The sequence below is a fragment of the Salsuginibacillus kocurii DSM 18087 genome, assembly GCF_000377705.1.
GTDB lineage: Bacteria > Bacillota > Bacilli > Bacillales > Marinococcaceae > Salsuginibacillus > Salsuginibacillus kocurii.
Map to the genome: position 1 here is coordinate 41,112 of NZ_KB898630.1, position 13,952 is coordinate 55,063.

Below are 13,952 nucleotides of genomic sequence, written 5' to 3' on the forward strand. Positions count from 1 at the left end.
TTGTTCTTGTCAGCTAGTTTGCTAGCATTTATCTTTTCCCCATATTACTCTTCTTTATTCCCCGTTATTGCCAAGTTTAATTCATTAAGCTGAGCAGCTGAAACTTCTCCTGGAGCCCCTGTTAACAAATCACTCGCACTGGCCGTTTTTGGAAACGCTATGGTGTCCCGCAAATTATTACGACCTGCTAGAATCATAATCAAACGGTCAAGCCCTAACGCAATACCGCCATGTGGTGGCGTTCCGTATTCAAAAGCATCCATTAAGAAGCCAAATTGCTCCTTAGCTTCTTCTTCTGAAAACCCTAGTACTGTGAACATTTTTTCTTGTAGTGCACGTTCGTAAATACGCTGTGATCCCCCGCCTAATTCGTAACCATTCAAGACGAGATCATAGGCTTCAGCCCGTACATTCGTTAGATCCGAGTCCAACTTATCCATATCTTCAGCTAACGGACGAGTGAATGGATGGTGAAGTGCTACATAGCGATCTTCATCTTCGTCGTACTCCACAAGCGGAAAATCAGTGACCCAAAGGAAATTAAACTTCGATTCATCAATAAGGCCAAGTTCTTTACCAAACTTTAAACGTAACGCTCCCATTGCATCAAAAACGACTTGTTTTTTATCAGCGCCGAAGCATAACAGGTCGCCTGGCTCTGCATCCATTGCTTCGCGGATTGCCTTGGTCTCTTCTTCAGTGAAGAACTTAGCAATCGGTCCTTTTAATTCATCCTCTTCCACTTTCAGCCAAGCAAGGCCTTTCGCACCGTAGATTGCTACAAAATCAGCGAGGTCATCAATTTCTTTCCGAGACATCGTGTTGGCGACACCTTTCACATTTAAACCTTTTACAATACCGCCCTGTTCTACCGCCTGGCGGAAGACTTTAAAATCACTATCCTTTACGATCTCAGATAGCTCAACCAACTCCATGCCAAAACGCGTGTCCGGCTTATCTGAACCATAGCGGTTCATCGCTTCATCATAAGTTAAACGCAAAAACGGACGAGGAACTTCTACATCATGAATTTCATGTAAAATCCGACCCATCATTTCTTCCATCATATCGAGCAAATCTTCTTTGTGTAAGAACGATGCTTCAATATCCACCTGAGTAAATTCAGGCTGGCGATCAGCTCGTAAGTCTTCGTCACGGAAACAACGTACAATTTGATAGTAGCGCTCAAAGCCAGATACCATTAATAATTGTTTAAATAACTGTGGTGATTGCGGGAGGGCGAAAAACTCCCCATGATGAACTCGGCTGGGCACGAGATAATCACGTGCGCCTTCCGGCGTGCTGCGCGTAAGCATTGGTGTTTCTAATTCTAAAAAAGACTTCTCATCTAAAATGTCACGGATTAACTTGGTTGTGCGATGGCGAAGTTTAAAGGTTTCTTGCATATCCGGTCGGCGCAAATCCAAATAACGATAACGCAAGCGCACATCTTCTGACACTTCCACATCTTCTTCCACCGGAAATGGAAGCGGCTTTGATGCGTTCAAAATCTCAATCCGATCTGCCCGTACTTCAATGGTTCCAGTCGCTATGTTTTCATTAATTGTTTCCTCATCACGTTTAACGATGGTCCCTTCGATATCAAGGACATATTCAGTTCGCACGCGATCTGCGACCTTTAATGCTTCCTCTGAAAGTTCAGGGCTGTAAACAGTCTGGACCACTCCTGTACGATCACGCAAGTCAATAAATATAACCTGACCAAGGTCACGGCGAGTTTGGGCCCAGCCTTTCAATTGAATGCGTTCTCCAATCATGCTTTCTGTTAATTCTCCGCAGCCATGTGTTCTACCTATCATTATGATGCCTCCTCTAATGTCTTACGTACATGATTTACAAATTCCTCAAGAGCCACTTCTTCTTGTTCACCTGTTTTCATGTTTTTGACCGTGATTTTTCCTGCATCCAACTCATCATCACCTAAAATTGCCGTAATCCGTGTGAGCTGGCGATCTGCGCTTTTAAACTGCCCTTTCATTTTCCGGTTAAGATAATCTTTATCTGCTTTCACGCCAGCTTTTCGCAATTGATGAAGAAGTGCTGTGGCCTTATCATCGGCCCGATCACCCATTGTAACCATATAGCAATCTAACTGTTGTTCATCAGTTAATTCCACTCCTTGGGTTTCCAAGGCCATTAACAAACGTTCAATACTTAAAGCAAAACCGATGCCTGGCGTTTCTGGACCATCTAATTCTTCAACCAGTCCATTGTAACGGCCGCCTCCGCTTAATGTCGTGATCGCACCGAACCCTTCTCCTTCGATCATGATTTCAAAGGCAGTGTTGTTATAATAATCAAGGCCTCGCACTAAGCCCGGGTCAACTTCATAAGGGATGTTCATTTCATCTAATAGATACTTAACCCGTTCAAAATACTGCTTAGAATCTTCATTTAAAAAATCAAGAATCGAAGGGGCCGTATGCATTAATTCATGCTCACGGTCTTTTTTACAATCGAGAATGCGGAGCGGGTTTGTATGAAGTCGTTCTTTACAATCTGAACAAAATTCATCAATTCGTGGTTCAAAATGGTTAACCAGTGCTTTTGTATGTGCTTCGCGACTTTCTTTATCTCCCAGGCTGTTAAGTACTAGCTTCAAATTTTTTAAGCCAAGTTCGGTATACATATCCATATTAAGAGCAATCACTTCTGCATCAATCGCAGGGTCAGCACTCCCTAAAGCTTCAATTCCAAACTGAACGAATTGTCTCATTCGTCCTGATTGTGGTCGTTCATACCTGAACATGGGGCCCATATAATATAATTTCACTGGTTGTTCAGGCCAGCCGTGCAGCTTATTACCAACGAATGAACGGACAACCGAGGCTGTACCTTCTGGACGCAAGGTTAAGCTTCGATCCCCTTTATCCTTAAAGGAATACATCTCTTTTTGGACAATATCAGTAGTGTCTCCTACCCCTCGTTGAAAAAGCTTTGTTTCTTCAAAAATTGGTGTTCTGATCTCTTTATAATTGTAGCGATTGCATAGTTCACGAGCTTTTTCTTCTATGATCTGCCACTTTTCCACCGTTCCGGGTAGAATGTCCTGCGTTCCCCGTGGTATGTTAATTTCCATCGCTCTCATGCTCCTTTCAATCCTATATTTTCCTTAGAATGAAACGACTCTGAAGGGAGAAATAATATTAATCATAATTGTATTCACCAATGATGAACCGGCCGGGACGACCAAAAAACCATCGCGCGAAAATAGAAGGCTGTGTTCTAGACTTTTGGAGAAGATGGGCCCTCTTTGAATTCGCTGCAGGCGTACGGTTTCACCACAGGCAAAAGGGCGGTATCTGCGTATTTTCACTTCATTTAATGTTGCAATGTCTTCTTTGCCGCTACGAGCGTCTTTTTCCTGTTGGAGACATCGCCTTCCGCTCCTTCCATTTTTTCACAAACAAACCATCGTTTGCGAAAACAGCCAAATAAAAAGACCCCGTCCCCCTGTAAACAGAGGGACGGGATCTTCCCGTGGTGCCACCCTTTTTGAAACCAGTTCTACGTTCTGGTTTCCACTTTGCACAGTTAACGCCTGCCTACGTCCGCTCCTAGTAATTAACAAACGTTCAGAGCAGCACCTCAGGAGTGTTCGTTCACCGGTCCTTGTGTAAAAAGGCTTTCAGCCGTGGCCCTTTTTCTCTGTACACTGGATAGTCGGTTACTCTTCTCCGTCCTCAGTCCATTTTATTTTCATCATTGCTTTCTATCATACGAAGAGGGCTAGTCGTTGTCAACCGTTTGTTAACCTTACACTCTCTTTCCATTTTTTCAATGCGAGCGAGTCATAACTTAATTCCTGCATCGTCAATCTATCGTTTTCTTCCCGCCATTCAAATGCCTTATAACGACTGTCAGCAAGTTCGATCCGATAAATGAATAAAGAACTCTGTTGAGAAATTCGCATAGAGCCAATGTTCCTTTCTATCCATTTACCTCTATATTGGCCATCCTCTCGCTGTTCTAACCGTTATGATTCAAGCATTAGGGTAACCGGTCCTTCGTTAGTCAGTGTAACTCGCATCATTTCCCCAAAACGGCCGGTCTCTACTGGTACGCCAAGCTCTTTTAATTTCTCGTTAAAGGCTTCATATAGCTGTTCCGCTTGTTCTGGCTTCGCAGCCTGCATGAAGTTTGGCCTGCGCCCTTTTTTAGCATCTCCATATAAAGTGAATTGAGAAATAGAGAGAACAGCCCCTTCATTATCGAGGAGGGAGTTATTTAATTTCCCTTCTTCATCTTCAAATATGCGGAGATTGGCTACTTTTTCGGCAAGCCAGAAAGCATCCTTCTCGGTATCTTCATGCGTAACGCCGACTAATACGACGAGACCATGGCCAATTGCTCCTGTTTGTTCTTCTTCGACGGTAACTTCACTGTTTGAGGCGCGTTGTATGAGTACTCGCATGCTTGTCTTTCACTCCTGCTTTGTCGTTTAATGCATAACCCGCTGCACGGCATAGATATCCGGCAGCCCTTTAATTTTTTCGACAACACGGTGCAAATGATCAATATTGCTAATGGCAATCGTCATATCGATAATAGCTACCCGGTTTTTATCTGAGCGGCCAGACACTGCATTTATATTTGTTTTGGATTCCGTAACAGCCTGGAGCACTTCATTTAATAAACCTCTGCGGTCATAGCCGGTGATTTCAATATCGACATTATATTGTTTCTGCTTGCTTGAAGCCACTTCCCATTCTACTGGAAGTAGACGATTTTCAGCTTCCTCATTTTTAATGTTTAAACAGTCCGTTCGGTGAACTGAAACGCCGCGGCCCTTTGTAATAAATCCTACAATATCATCACCAGGCACAGGGTTGCAGCATTTAGAAAGCCGGATCAACATATTATCCACGCCTTTAACGCGAACACCGCTGCCTGTTTTTTTCGTCTCCCGCTGCGGCGATAATTCCTTGACCGCTTCTGCGACTGTCTGCTTTTGTTCTTTTTCTTGCTGCTGTCGTACTTTATCAGTGAGGCGGGTTACGATTTGTTTAGGGCTAATTCCATTATAGCCAACGGCAGCATACATATCTTCTTCTGTATTAAAACTAAACTTACTAGCAACGTCCTCAATATTTTCCTGGGTGAGCACATCTTTTGGCTCCATATCAATGGCACGAATTTCTTTTTCCACTAATTCGCGCCCCTTATTGATATTTTCTTCCCGGCGTTCTTTTTTGAAGAACTGTTTAATTTTATTTTTCGCTTGCGAACTTTGCGTAATTTTTATCCAGTCCTGGCTCGGCCCATAAGAATGTTTTGAAGTGAGAATCTCGACAATATCCCCTGTGTTCAATTCGTAATCCAACGGGACCATTTTTCCGTTCACTTTAGCTCCTATCGTCTGGTTGCCAATTTCAGTGTGAATGCGGTAAGAAAAATCAATTGGCACCGACCCGCGCGGCAATTCTATTACATCACCTTTTGGAGTAAAGACGAAGACCATGTCGGAAAACAAATCAATTTTTAGTGATTCCATGAATTCTTGAGCATCTGATGCATCATTTTGCCATTCCAATATTTCACGGAACCACGACATTTTATTTTCCAATGATCCTTGGCCAGCGCTTTCAGCAGATTTGCCTTCTTTATAAGCCCAATGAGCGGCAACACCAAATTCAGCAATGCGATGCATTTCTTCTGAACGGATTTGCACTTCGAGCGGCTCGCCTTTCGGCCCGATCACAGTGGTGTGAAGAGATTGATACATGTTCGCTTTAGGCATGGCAATATAATCTTTGAATCGACCAGGCATTGGTTTCCAGGCTGTATGGATAACACCTAACACTGCATAACAATCTTTAATATTCTTTACAATGATACGCACTGCCAGCAAATCGTAAATTTCATTAAACTGTTTTTTTTGCTTAACCATCTTGCGGTAAATGCTATAAATGTGCTTAGGCCGTCCGGACATCTCTGCTTCTACATTAATCTCTCTCAAACTGGCATTGATGTCACTAATCACATGTTCAATATACTCTTCCCGTTCATCCCGCTTTTGTTTCATAAGGTTAACAATCCGATAATATTGTTTCGGATCGAGGTACCTTAACGCGGTATCTTCCAACTCCCACTTAATGGTAGAAATCCCTAACCGGTGAGCCAGCGGGGCAAAAATCTCCATCGTTTCATTGGATATACGCCTCTGTTTTTCAGGCGGAAGATGTTTCAACGTTCTCATGTTATGCAGACGGTCCGCCAATTTAATCAAAATGACGCGAATATCATTTGCCATTGCAACGACCATTTTTCGATGGTTCTCAGCTTGCTGTTCTTCTTTAGATTTATATTTAATCTTTTTAAGTTTGGTGACTCCGTCTACGAGCATGGCAACTTCTTCGCCAAATTCTTCTGATAATTGTTCGACGGTAGTATCTGTATCTTCGACTACATCGTGTAAAAAGGCAGCGGCAATTGTAGACGGGTCCAGTTCAAGCCCCACAATAATACCCGCCACCTGAATGGGGTGATGGATATAAGGCTCGCCAGATTTTCGGTATTGCTCCTGATGAGCCTCCTCTGCATACAGAAAAGCCCTTTCTAGAAACGAAATATGCTCGTCTCCTAAATACTCTCCTGCTTTTTCTAATACTTCATCGATCGTCATGGAATCACCCTGAATGATTTCTAAATTTCTTCTTATTATCGTTAAAAATCAACATTATGTAAAGTCTTTCTGCCAAAAGCTTGCTAGGTTGACTTAATTAATAAACGTTTTATTAATTTTCCCTTCTTCAAGCTTCACTAAAACTATTTTTATCACTCGATTGAACAAGTTTATCCTGAAATAAAGAGCGCTTTCCTATGTGGAAAGCACCCTTTTTCTCGTTTTACTAATAAGAGACAAGAGAGTAAATATCATAATCATTTAACTTCGCTCGGCCGTCAAGGTAACCGAGTTCAATTAAAAAAGCTAAGCCTACTACTTCTCCTCCGAGTTGTTCTACCAGGTTAATCGTCGCGTGAATCGTACCGCCTGTAGCTAGTAAATCGTCTGTAATGATGACACGTGCCCCCGGCTGTATAGAATCTTTGTGAATAGCTAGCCGGTCACTGCCATATTCCAATCCATAATCTACTTCTACAACTTCACGTGGGAGCTTCCCTGTTTTGCGCACAGGAACAAAACTTGCTTCCAAATCATAAGCAATCGGACAACCGACTACAAATCCGCGTGCTTCTGGCCCTACAATCACATCAGCTTGTTTGGCGCGAGCATATTCTGTCATATCAGAAATAGCCTGTTTATAAGCCGGTCCGTTTTGCATAAGCGTAGTAATATCTTTAAAACGAATTCCTGGTTTTGGATAATCTTCTACAATCGTAATATATTCTTTATAATCCATGCCCAACCTTCTCCTCACCTTCTGTCTTTTCATCCACAAACTTGTCTATCATCTGTTTTAATTCTTCTTTTGTAGAAAAAATGAGCTGCTGTTCTAAATCTAAACGTTCTTTTACGCTTTGATATGTTCTAGAATCTTCTAATCCTTGTGACACCGGATTTGAACATACTTTGACAACTCCGCCGTCCATTGTAACAAACTCAAGCTCAAAAAACACCTGTGTCATAAATGTGATGGTGCGTTTGGACCAGCCTTTGTGTTTTGCTAGTTCTTCTGCGTGCTTTCGTACATCAAATGACTCTCTCTGTTTTAAAAAGCCATAATACCATTTAAAATGCTCACGTGTTGGCTGGGTTTCGAAATAAAGATCCTCATCCCTATGAAAGATGGCATAGATTCGACCCGGAAGCCCCTTGCAGCCTTGAAAAACTGCTCGCAACTGCTGCATAGTTTGCGGCATATCAATAAATAATAAATGGCTGCCTTCTTCAATCTGAGGTAGTTTTTCGTCTGGGTCTACAAGCAGTACGTTTTTAAACCACGCTGCATCTTGAATTAGCCCTTGATTTTCGGATTGAAATAGTATAGGAACCAGCTTCTCATCTTGACTTACTTTAAAAGATGCCAGGGCATTTGCTTGATTTCGATAATCGAACAGCTGCCAGGTGGCCACGCTCATATCCCGCAGAATTAACTGTGGCTTTCTGAACCCATTCCATTCATTGATCGATAGTTCTCCCATCGCTGATACAGGGGTTTGCTGATCTAATTCTTCATGCAGATAACCAAATTGAAAACCAATGGCTTCTACTTCAGCCTGTTGCTTCGTTAAGGTTAACTTTAAGTGATTCATATCAGAACCGATCTTGCGCATTTGGCTGATATGAACATCTTTAAATACCACTTTAGGTTTAGGATTGCCCATTCCATACGGAGCCAGCGATTCAACTTCTTCAATTAAAGGCAGTGTCGCTTCTTCGACTGAAAGAACAGCATCGACTGCCGTTAATGGAATGAATTCCTCCTCACTCAACGTTGATAGAGCTTGATAATTCAAGCGTTCGCTTAAAAGTGAAATGTCAGCCGGATCCATCGTGAGGCCGGCAGCCATGGGATGCCCGCCAAAGTGAGGAAGAAGCTCCCTGCTTTTTGAAAGTTCATTAAACATATCAAAGCCTTCAATACTTCGCGCCGATCCTTTTGCCTCGTTGGCTGCAGGGTCAATTGCAAGTACGATCACCGGTCGGTAATACCGTTCTACCAGCCGTGAAGCAACAATTCCTATAACCCCCGGGTTCCAGCCTTCTTTTGCAACTATAATAGCTCCCCTCTTATCTGGGTCGCCTTTGCTCTCAACTTCTTCTATAGCTTCTTTACAGATTTTATCTACAATCTCTTTTCGTTCCTTGTTGTACGAATCGATCGTAAGAGCCCATTCTTTTGCCTCTTCTACATCCTCAGTTACTAACAAGTGTACAGCTGGGTCTGCACTGTCCAATCGTCCTGCTGCGTTCAACCGCGGTCCAAAAGCAAAGCCCACGTGATCTGCGTTTAATTCAGTCTCCTGAATGCCGCTCACTTCTTTTAATGCAGCAACGCCTGGCCGGGCCAGACGAGAAAGTCGGCTGAGGCCTTGTTTTGCAAAGTATCTGTTTTCCCCTGTTAAAGGTACCAAATCGCTAATCGTGCCGATGGCTACTAGATCCAACCATTCTTCTGGCTCTCGGCTCAGGAGAGCAGAGGCTAATTTGTACGCCACGCCTACCCCTGCTAATTCTTTAAACGGATACGGACAACCGGGCTGCTTCGGATTAATAATGGTACACTCAGGCAATACGGGGGGTGGCTCATGGTGGTCCGTTACAATGACATCAAGCCCCCAGCTAGTTGCTTCTTGGATCACCTCTGAAGCTGAAACTCCTGTATCAACTGTAATGATTAAGCCGGCCCCTTCTTCATATGCCTGCCTCAACGCAGGGACATTCGGTCCATAGCCTTCATGAAAGCGATTTGGAATATACCAGCTAAAGACAGCTCCCAGTTCGCGTAACGTTTCGATCATAAGAGCTGTACTCGACACCCCATCTGCATCGTAGTCACCAAACACAAGAATCGCTTCTTGATTAGCGACCGCTTGGTGGATACGGTCAACCGCTGCTTCCATTCCTTGTAAGTGAAAAGGGTCATGCCGATCGATTTGATGTGTATGTAAAAAAGCAGACGCTTCACTAACGGTAGTTATTTTTCTATTTATGAGTAATTGCGCTGTCACAGTGGAAACATTCAATTCTCCTGCTAAAGCTTCTACAGAATCCGTTGTTTTCTGTGGCAATTGCCAACGCATTTTTGATTTTAGCAATAAAAACACCCCTCGACCTTCTTATTATACAAGAGTGGGAGAGGGGTTACAATGTTTATGCTGTTGGTGAAACTGGTTATTATAACCTGTTATTCAGCTGAATTATTTTTTTGACCCATTCGGCGGGAGCTTCTCTTTTTCTTTGCAGTATCAGCCTGACTGTCTTCACTTTCTGTTGTGCTGTCATTAAATTTATTTAAACGTTTAATTTCCTGTTGAAGCTGATAAATCCGATACATCCCGATAGAGCCAACTGCCAGCCCCCCTAACAAAACGGAGACGATAATGACGAGTATTAGCGGCCATTCAGCAGTACCTACTAAAAAGTTGACTTGAACATCATCTACATTAATAACAGCAAAAATTGCAATTAAGAGTGCTACGATTAAGCCTAAAATTAATGTCCATTGCCCCTTCATGTTACCACCTTCACTTCTTTATAATTTCTCCTCCTCGTCATATGGATTAATATGGACGAGGACATCTTTCACCCTTGCTTCTTTTAAAAGCTCCGTTTTTACTTGTTTTCCAATCGTGTGTCCTTCTTCCACTGTGATCATAGGGTCCACAGAAATCTTAATGTCAACAATCACATAGTGGCCATGCTCTCTGGCATGGAATTCATCCATTTGCAATACCCCAGGAACCTTGGCAGCTACTTCTCGCATATGGACAGTATCTTCATCGTGAAGCACGTGATCAAGCGCATTGTGAATCGACTCTTTTCCTAATTTCCAAGCCATTCGCATAATCAGAATGGATACAAAGATTCCAGCTACAAGATCGGCATACAATAACCAGCTGACTTCCAACCCTTGGCCTATAAGCGCTGCACTTACCCCAATTAACACAGCAAGTGAAGAGAAAACATCGGAGCGGTGATGCCAAGCATCTGTTATCAACGCTTCGCTATTGTATTTTTTACCCAAATAATGTTTGTACCGAAACATGAGTTCCTTTGCTAAAATGGAAAAAATAATCACATAAATTGCGAGCATTCCTGGTACAACCACGGGCTCCGTTAGATCCTGAATTGAATTTAAGGCTATTTCAAATCCTACAATAAATAAAAGTACAGCTACAATAATTGCAGCGACAGATTCTGCTTTTCCGTGCCCGTATGGATGGTCTCGGTCGGGCGGAAGCTTTGCCGCTCTCACCCCTATTAATACAGCGACAGAACCAATGACATCAGAAGCAGAATGGACAGCATCCGCAATGAGAGCCCGGCTATTTGCAAGTACCCCGGCAACACCTTTAATTACCGCAAGCAGGAGGTTTCCTATAATCCCGATCCAGGCTCCCTGTCTTACCTTTTTATATCTTTGCTCCTCATCAACAGGCATCCAATCCCCTCCGCACACTAGTCCCTATGTAGTATATCGTAACTGTCTCATTTCTAGCCTATCACGTTTAGAACCGCTCAATTCTCACTCATTTTACTACCATTTTATTGCTTACGAAAGCTCCTCAATAACATAGCAAACAAAGTTAATCATTTTCTTACCAGTTTAAGTTTCTACCTCAGGACCAAGGCTATTATCACAAGTTGGTTTAAAGAATTAAAGAAAGAGGACACCCCCTTCAAAAATTAGACGTAAACGAAGACAAGAGCTTGTCCCTAGTTAAAGCTGAAGCTAACTGCGTAATTAGATGAGGAATGAGCTTTCTGAGGCCGAAAACGTTGGTCGATGAAAAAAGGAGCCGACCCATATGTCAGCTCCTTCTTCTTTATGCTTCACCTTCAGTTTCAGCAAGTGCTTCTTTCTGTTTACGTCGTTCCAGCTGTTTCCCTTTCCAGACAAGCCAAACTTGAGAAGCAAGAAAGAGTGAGGAATATGTTCCTGCTACTAGACCAATAAGAAGGGCAAACGCAAATGTGCGGATTCCTTCACCGCCCAACAAGAAAATAGCTCCTGCTGCAAATACTACAGTTAACACGGTATTGATCGAACGAGCGAGCGTCTGAAGCAAGCTCGTGTTAACGATCTTCGCTAAATCATCAAATGTCTCAATCACTTCGGCATTTTTCATGTTTTCACGGATGCGGTCAAAGGTAACAATCGTATCATTAATGGAGTAGCCTACAATCGTAAGCACTGCAGCAATGAACGGAATATTCACCTCTAACTGAGTCAATGAAAACACAGTAATGATAAAGAAAGCGTCGTGCAAAAGCGCTAAAATCGCCGCTAGTCCATATAAAAACTCAAAACGGATCGATACATATATAATAATCCCTACAGAAGCGATCATTACCGAAATTAACGCATTCATGGCAAGCTCCTGGCCTACCTGCGGGGAGACGGTTCCGACACTAGGTTCAGCCCCGTATTCTTCCGTGAAATGCTCTTGAATTTCCGCGATTTCTCCTTGGTCTAAAACACCAATAAAGCGGGCATGCGCCATCTCATTGTCGTCTCCAGCCATCGTAATATCATCAGGCTCATAACCGATCGAAGCAAATTCATCATACACTTCATCTGCGGTTAACGTTTCCTCAGACATTACTTCTACGCGCGAGCCACTTTCAAAATCGATGCCTAAATTCAATCCAAGCGTCGACAAAAGGATAATGCCTATTAAGGCAATTGCTGCCGGGATGGTAAAGAAGAGCTTCCGATGTTTTACAAAATTAATGTTTTTACGTTCGAAATTAAAGTTCACGGATTTCACTCTCCTTTACCCCAAACACACGCGGCTTCTTGTTAAAGACCCGGCTTTTCACCCAGAAGCCAAGCAGCAAGCGTGAACCGTAAACGGCTGTTAAGAAACTCGTTATAATACTTACGATCAACATAACTGCAAATCCTTGGACTGCACTATCTCCATAATAGAAAAGCACCCCTGCTGCTAAAATGGTGGTAATGTTGGCATCAAGAATAGTAGAGAGTGACTTACGGCTGCCCGCTTTAAAGGCCGACATGACTGACCGTCCATACTTCAATTCTTCTTTTATCCGTTCATACGTAATGATGTTAGCATCAACCGCCATACCGACACCAAGAATCAATGCAGCAATCCCAGGGAGCGTCAATACACCTTGCATCCATTGAAAAATGGCCAGAACAATATAAATGTAAGCTGCCAACGTAATAGCTGCTATAATGCCCATAAATCGGTAATAAACCATCATGTAACCCAAAATAAGGGCAACTCCAATAAAGCCTGCATAAATCGTACTTTCCATTGCCTGTTCCCCAAGCGAGGCCCCTACTGCGTTGGAGTATATTTCTTCCATATCTACAGGTAAGGAACCTGCATTCAACACCTCAGCAAGAAATTCAGCTTCTTCGACCGAGAATCCTCCTTCAATTTGAACATTGCTCGTATATAATGGCCCACGTGGAAAGCCTGGAGCAGACAAGAATTCAGGGTCTTCTTCCATTACTTCCTCTTCATACGAATGTTCATCTTCATCAAAGTCCAGCCAAATGACAAGACGGTCGTCAGGAGGAGAGAATTCTTCAATAACATGCTGGCTCGCTTCACCAAACTCTTCACTGTCTTCAAGCGTAATGGCAACAACAGGCTCATTGGACTGAGCATCAAATTCTAAGCTGGCTCCTCCTTCTTCAAGTGAATCACCAGAGAGCAACAGGTTATCATCTGTGTCTCTAAAGGTAAGATCAGCCTCTGTGGACAGCATTTCCCGTGCAGTTTGCTGATCTTCAACCCCAGCAAGCTGCACGCGAATTCGGTCTTCTCCTTCAATCGAAATATACGGCTCAGAGACCCCCAAAGCGTTTACGCGCTGATCCAAAGCACTAACTGTAGCATTCAGCATTTCTTCAGTAACTTCGTCCTGCTCACTATCTGCAGGCTCAATTTCATACAAAATCTCAAAGCCGCCTTGCAAATCGAGCCCGAGATTGATGTTTTTAGCGATTCCCATTGCAGTTTGGGACATTAAACCTCCCAACAAAATAACAATGAGGAAAAACGCCACAATCCTCCATTTTTTAACCATGAAGCAAGCATCCTCCTTATGTAGCATACGAACCAACGACCAAGGCGCATGTTCGGACAATCACATGTTTATTATCGTTATCATGTTAACCTGCTTTCTTCGTATCTCGATATCATGCCTGAACATTTCCAAACATGGGCACGTGCCTCCGCATATGAAAGAACATCACACATAGAGAAGCGCCGCGAAGAAATCGGCGCTGCATCCTTAAACAAACTCATTATACAGATGCAATTTT

11 protein-coding genes and 1 other annotated feature are annotated in these 13,952 nt (G+C 43.0%); all 11 genes read right to left on the reverse strand.

Annotation, left to right across the window (positions count from 1 at the left end; translation table 11 throughout):
* Positions 1-44 precede the first annotated feature (44 nt).
* Complete coding sequence (gene aspS, locus D469_RS0114610) at positions 45-1,820, reverse strand: aspartate--tRNA ligase (RefSeq protein WP_018924149.1); 1,776 nt, start codon at positions 1,818-1,820, stop codon at positions 45-47.
* The gene (gene hisS / locus D469_RS0114615; protein WP_018924150.1) at positions 1,820-3,100 is read right to left on the reverse strand and encodes a histidine--tRNA ligase; all 1,281 of its coding nucleotides are present in this window, start codon (positions 3,098-3,100) and stop codon (positions 1,820-1,822) included. Before hisS ends, aspS begins: the two co-directional genes overlap by 1 nt.
* Before the next feature lie 381 nt (positions 3,101-3,481).
* Positions 3,482-3,714: a binding site (T-box leader), on the reverse strand.
* Between the two features lie 46 nt (positions 3,715-3,760).
* Positions 3,761-3,934, reverse strand: coding sequence for a hypothetical protein (locus D469_RS22160; RefSeq protein ID WP_018924151.1), 174 nt, complete (start codon positions 3,932-3,934; stop codon positions 3,761-3,763).
* Positions 3,935-3,997: 63 nt separating this feature from the next.
* Positions 3,998-4,435 (reverse strand): D-aminoacyl-tRNA deacylase, encoded by a 438-nt coding sequence (gene dtd / locus D469_RS0114625; RefSeq protein ID WP_018924152.1) that lies wholly within the window; start codon positions 4,433-4,435, stop codon positions 3,998-4,000.
* A 27-nt stretch (positions 4,436-4,462) separates the two neighbouring features.
* Positions 4,463-6,646, reverse strand: coding sequence for a RelA/SpoT family protein (locus D469_RS0114630; RefSeq protein ID WP_018924153.1), 2,184 nt, complete (start codon positions 6,644-6,646; stop codon positions 4,463-4,465).
* Positions 6,647-6,872: 226 nt separating this feature from the next.
* Positions 6,873-7,385: an adenine phosphoribosyltransferase gene (locus D469_RS0114635; protein WP_018924154.1), complete on the reverse strand. Its 513-nt coding sequence runs from the start codon at positions 7,383-7,385 to the stop codon at positions 6,873-6,875.
* Positions 7,375-9,753 (reverse strand): single-stranded-DNA-specific exonuclease RecJ, encoded by a 2,379-nt coding sequence (gene recJ / locus D469_RS0114640; protein ID WP_018924155.1) that lies wholly within the window; start codon positions 9,751-9,753, stop codon positions 7,375-7,377. The genes D469_RS0114635 and recJ overlap by 11 nt, the downstream gene beginning before the upstream one ends.
* 80 nt (positions 9,754-9,833) lie before the next feature.
* The gene (locus D469_RS20485) at positions 9,834-10,163 is read right to left on the reverse strand and encodes a LapA family protein (RefSeq protein WP_018924156.1); all 330 of its coding nucleotides are present in this window, start codon (positions 10,161-10,163) and stop codon (positions 9,834-9,836) included.
* Positions 10,164-10,181: 18 nt separating this feature from the next.
* A complete protein-coding gene (locus tag D469_RS0114650) occupies positions 10,182-11,090 on the reverse strand; it encodes a cation diffusion facilitator family transporter (protein ID WP_018924157.1) in 909 nt (302 codons plus the stop codon).
* A gap of 385 nt (positions 11,091-11,475) precedes the next feature.
* The gene (gene secF, locus D469_RS22610) at positions 11,476-12,411 is read right to left on the reverse strand and encodes a protein translocase subunit SecF (RefSeq protein ID WP_018924158.1); all 936 of its coding nucleotides are present in this window, start codon (positions 12,409-12,411) and stop codon (positions 11,476-11,478) included.
* The gene (gene secD / locus D469_RS22615; protein ID WP_018924159.1) at positions 12,401-13,714 is read right to left on the reverse strand and encodes a protein translocase subunit SecD; all 1,314 of its coding nucleotides are present in this window, start codon (positions 13,712-13,714) and stop codon (positions 12,401-12,403) included. The genes secF and secD overlap by 11 nt, the downstream gene beginning before the upstream one ends.
* Positions 13,715-13,952: the final 238 nt, after the last annotated feature.

What these genes read in the sequence shown, in the direction of transcription:
- D469_RS20485 (WP_018924156.1), bottom strand. Translation starts at nt 10,163, where the DNA reads ATGAAGGGGCAATGGACATTAATTTTAGGCTTAATCGTAGCACTCTTA.
- hisS (WP_018924150.1), bottom strand. Translation starts at nt 3,100, where the DNA reads ATGGAAATTAACATACCACGGGGAACGCAGGACATTCTACCCGGAACG.
- dtd (WP_018924152.1), bottom strand. Translation starts at nt 4,435, where the DNA reads ATGCGAGTACTCATACAACGCGCCTCAAACAGTGAAGTTACCGTCGAA.
- D469_RS0114635 (WP_018924154.1), bottom strand. Translation starts at nt 7,385, where the DNA reads ATGGATTATAAAGAATATATTACGATTGTAGAAGATTATCCAAAACCA.
- D469_RS22160 (WP_018924151.1), bottom strand. Translation starts at nt 3,934, where the DNA reads ATGCGAATTTCTCAACAGAGTTCTTTATTCATTTATCGGATCGAACTT.
- secD (WP_018924159.1), bottom strand. Translation starts at nt 13,714, where the DNA reads ATGGTTAAAAAATGGAGGATTGTGGCGTTTTTCCTCATTGTTATTTTG.
- aspS (WP_018924149.1), bottom strand. Translation starts at nt 1,820, where the DNA reads ATGATAGGTAGAACACATGGCTGCGGAGAATTAACAGAAAGCATGATT.
- D469_RS0114650 (WP_018924157.1), bottom strand. Translation starts at nt 11,090, where the DNA reads ATGCCTGTTGATGAGGAGCAAAGATATAAAAAGGTAAGACAGGGAGCC.
- D469_RS0114630 (WP_018924153.1), bottom strand. Translation starts at nt 6,646, where the DNA reads ATGACGATCGATGAAGTATTAGAAAAAGCAGGAGAGTATTTAGGAGAC.